Origin of the sequence: Xanthomonas populi, assembly GCF_002940065.1 — a bacterium.
Taxonomy (GTDB): Bacteria; Pseudomonadota; Gammaproteobacteria; order Xanthomonadales; family Xanthomonadaceae; genus Xanthomonas; species Xanthomonas populi.
In genome coordinates this window covers 1-3413 of the sequence record NZ_MDEJ01000226.1, presented here as the reverse complement: position 1 = coordinate 3413, position 3413 = coordinate 1, and the positions used below count along the sequence as shown (strand labels likewise).

Here is a 3413-nt window from a genome sequence, read left to right as displayed (position 1 = left end):
ATCATGTCTGTCGTTCTCCGCTGGCAGGGCGTCAAGTCAATGATGGCAGATTGCTGGGGTTTTTAGAGGCTCCTTTAAGCTGTTTGCGTCGCTCAGCTGCCGCGCCCTGGACAGCGCGCCGACCAGTTCTTCAGACAAATAGGGCTTGGTCAGGATCACGCCGCGTTCGAAGCCGCCCGGGATGCTGCCGCTGGCAACGCCGGTGGCCAACACGAACGGAATTCCGAGCTCCGACAACAGCCTGGCGATCGGCTCGCTCGTCTGACCATTGCCAAGACGGTAGTCCAGCACTGCCATATCCGGCGCGTCGGCCTTGATCAGCTGCAACGCTTCCGCCACTTCTCCGACAGGGCCCAGCACAGCGGCGCCAGCCTGGACGAGCTGCAACTCGAGCAGCATGGCATTCATGTCATCGTTTTCGACCACGAGTACCCGAACTCCACGCAACACCGACATTGCCCACTCCTCCACATAAGTCGGCCAGTATATCGACACCGGTTCGCCCACGGGTTGCCGACTCCGCTTGCAGCTGAATTCGTCAGGCGCGTTCTGACGCTGGTCGTTTCTCTCGCAAGTCGCTATACTGCGCGGCCACGCCGAAGTGGCGGAATCGGTAGACGCAGCGGATTCAAAATCCGCCGCCCTTAAAAGCGTGTGGGTTCGAGTCCCACCTTCGGCACCAATGCATAGTTTCAGGAAGTGCGATTACGTCCAGAAACTTCAATTAAACCCGCAACTTAGCGGGTTTTTTTGTGCCCGACCGTCCGGTGTCGTCCATTGCGGTGCATTGCAATCCGGGGGCAGTTGGGGGCAAATATGGGGGCAACGGCGCCGCAACGCCTTTTTGCCCCCACCAAGTTGCCCCCAATGCCCCTGACTGATACCGCGATCCGCAAGGCAAAGCCCGCCAGTCGCACCCAGCGCCTGTTCGATGGCGGGGGTATGTACCTGGAAATCCCCCCGGCCGGGGGGAAGTGGTGGCGCCTGAAATACCGCATTGACGGCAAGGAAAAGCGGATGTCCCTTGGCACCTACCCCGATACTGGGCTGGCGGCGGCCCGGGCAAGGCGTGATGAAGCCCGCAAGTTGCTGGCTGCTGGCCTTGACCCAAGTGAACAACGCAAGCAAGCCAAGCAGGCACAGGCTGCTACGGTGGCCGCTGCTGGGGAGACATTCGAGGCCGTCGCCCGCGAGTGGATGAGCCGCCAGACCGTGGCGCGCGTCACGGCCGAGAAAAACCGCTGGCTGCTGGAAACGTTCCTGTTTCCCGAGATCGGCAGCCGCCCCATCGGCGAGATCAAGCCCCGTGAGCTGCTAGACGCCTTGCGCAAGATCGAGGCCACCGGCAAGCTGGAAACGGCCAGCCGAGCCAAGATCAAGGCCGGCCAGGTGTTTCGTCACGCCATGCTTGAGGGCAAGGCGGAGATTGATCCCACCGCCAGCCTGCGCGGCGCGCTCAAAGTTGCCAAGGCCCGCCACCACGCCGCTGTGACGGAGCCGGTCAAGATCGGCCAGTTGCTGCGCGCCATCGAGGGATTCTGCGGGCAACCTGTCACCCATGCAGCCTTGAAGCTGGCCCCGCTGGTGTTCGTGCGCCCCGGCGAACTGCGCGCGGCGGAATGGGACGAAATTGACCTGGACGCCGCTGTGTGGCGCATCCGGCCCGAGCGCATGAAGATGAAGTCGGCGCACCTGGTTCCGCTGTCCAGCCAGGCGGTAGCGATCCTGCGCGACCTGCACGCGCTGACTGGCGGTGGCCTTCATGTGTTCCCGGGCCTGCGCCCGAAGCGCCCCATGTCCGAAAACACCATTAATGCCGCTCTGCGCGCGCTGGGATATGCGGGCGATGAAATGACTGGTCACGGCTTCCGCAGCATGGCGGCAACGCGGCTCAATGAAATGGGCTGGAATGCCGACGCCATCGAACGGCAGCTGGCCCACGCCGAAACGAACAAGGTCCGTGAGGCGTACACACACGCGGCGCAGTACCTGCCCGAGCGCGTCCGCATGATGCAAGCGTGGGCCGACTACCTGGACGGCCTGCGCGCGGGCGGCAACGTCGTGCCGCTGCGAGCCAAGGCGGGCTAATCTCAACCGAAAACCCGCACCTAGCCCGACGGGGCGAAAAGCCGGACACCCTGCCGGCCTGGTGCGGGGACTTTTCAGGGGCGCAAGGGTGCGCCATGGCCGAAATTACAGACCGAAAGAAGCTGATCGACTCTTTATTGCGCAGGCAATTCCGCTCACTGGCCCCGCCTCCTGTGACCACGCTGTCGGGCGGATACACCGCCCCGGTGCGTGATAGAGCGATGTGGAAGCGTGACTTGGCCGTGGAAGGACGCTCCAATGAGGTCACGCCGATGGACAGGCAGCGTGCGCAATACGAAGCGATGAGCTTGAAGGAGCTTCAGGCACAGGTCGAGGCTGCGAAAGCCGCCGACCTGCACAAAGCACAACAGGACGCATCGCAGACAAATCTCTTGCGCGAAGCACGCTGGCAACATTGGGCAAAAAAGGATCTGTGGAGCGAGGCAGAGTTTGCGGCGCTGTGCTGCGGGTTCGTGCCAGATGAGCGCGGAATGCCAGCCGATCCCGGGAGGGTCGCAGGTAGCGACCAACAGGCCGTAGCAATCCTGCGCGCTACTGACGACATTCGCAGGGGAACTCTTTCTCAGACGCTTGCATTCGTTCCCAGAGATGACACCGATGTAGCGAATCAGATGTATGGCACTGCGCGCCATTACTCCCCAGTCATCGCAGCCGAATGGGCAGCAACGAGGTTCAATGCTTTCCCTTCGTCATTGCTAGCAGCAGTAAGAGAGCGCAAAGAGGCAGCGCGCGGGTCCGCCGCCGCTACCCACGGTTGGCCATGGGGTAGTCACGAGACTGATTTGTTGCGGAATCTATCGGCAGCAGCTTTACAGTTCTGGGCGCTATATGACCCCAGCGACGCAACTACGGCTCCAAAGAATAAGGATGTTGTGGATTGGTTGAAAGCGCGCGGCGTAGCTGAGAGAAACGCGCAAGTCATGGCAACGGTCCTGCGCGCAGATGGATTACCAACCGGCCCTCGAAAATAGTTCCCGTCACCCATAAAAAACTATTGGAAACAGTTATTTAAGAATGACTTCGACTGACCCGCCACCCTGTGCCAGCAGTGAACTGCGCCTATTCGAGCCAGGCAGCTTGACCATTCACTAGCCCCAAGCCGCCCACCCGGTGCGGTAACGGACGACGTGATGCAACAGCTTCCAGAAACAGGCTTCCTGCGACTTCACCAGATTGTTGGCCGGGCCGCCGCCGCTGATGACAAGACTCCGGGCATCCCGGCCCTGATCCTGAGGTATCCCCACGTTTTTCAGCCCATGACCATCTGGTTGTAGACGTGTTCGGGCAGTGTGCGTAATCGCTCC

General features: G+C 61.5%; 4 protein-coding genes and 1 tRNA gene. 3 read left to right on the top strand and 2 right to left on the bottom strand.

Going from position 1 to position 3413, the window contains the following annotated elements; translation table 11 throughout:
* Nucleotides 1–36: 36 nt before the first annotated feature.
* On the bottom strand, nucleotides 37–456 hold the full coding sequence (locus tag XpopCFBP1817_RS20095; protein ID WP_167393991.1) for a response regulator: 420 nt from the start codon (nucleotides 454–456) through the stop codon (nucleotides 37–39).
* A gap of 139 nt (nucleotides 457–595) precedes the next feature.
* Here XpopCFBP1817_RS20095 and XpopCFBP1817_RS20090 point away from each other — a divergent pair.
* The 3 genes from XpopCFBP1817_RS20090 (at nucleotide 596) to XpopCFBP1817_RS20080 (ending at nucleotide 3080) form a co-directional block, all read left to right on the top strand.
* Nucleotides 596–682: transfer RNA gene (locus tag XpopCFBP1817_RS20090), tRNA-Leu, on the top strand.
* 185 nt (nucleotides 683–867) lie between these two features.
* Nucleotides 868–2088 (top strand): tyrosine-type recombinase/integrase, encoded by a 1221-nt coding sequence (locus tag XpopCFBP1817_RS20085; protein ID WP_128418424.1) that lies wholly within the window; start codon nucleotides 868–870, stop codon nucleotides 2086–2088.
* A gap of 95 nt (nucleotides 2089–2183) precedes the next feature.
* Nucleotides 2184–3080, top strand: a complete 897-nt coding sequence (locus XpopCFBP1817_RS20080) for a hypothetical protein (protein ID WP_128418423.1) — start codon at nucleotides 2184–2186, stop codon at nucleotides 3078–3080.
* Nucleotides 3081–3197: 117 nt separating this feature from the next.
* Here the strand turns inward: XpopCFBP1817_RS20080 and XpopCFBP1817_RS22315 are convergent.
* Nucleotides 3198–3413 (bottom strand): hypothetical protein (locus XpopCFBP1817_RS22315; RefSeq protein WP_208619680.1); only part of this gene is annotated, 216 nt, incomplete at its 5' end.

Coding starts and splice junctions, on each gene's coding strand:
- XpopCFBP1817_RS20095 (WP_167393991.1), bottom strand. CDS start 456: ATGTCGGTGTTGCGTGGAGTTCGGGTACTCGTGGTCGAAAACGATGAC.
- XpopCFBP1817_RS20085 (WP_128418424.1), top strand. CDS start 868: ATGCCCCTGACTGATACCGCGATCCGCAAGGCAAAGCCCGCCAGTCGC.
- XpopCFBP1817_RS20080 (WP_128418423.1), top strand. CDS start 2,184: ATGGCCGAAATTACAGACCGAAAGAAGCTGATCGACTCTTTATTGCGC.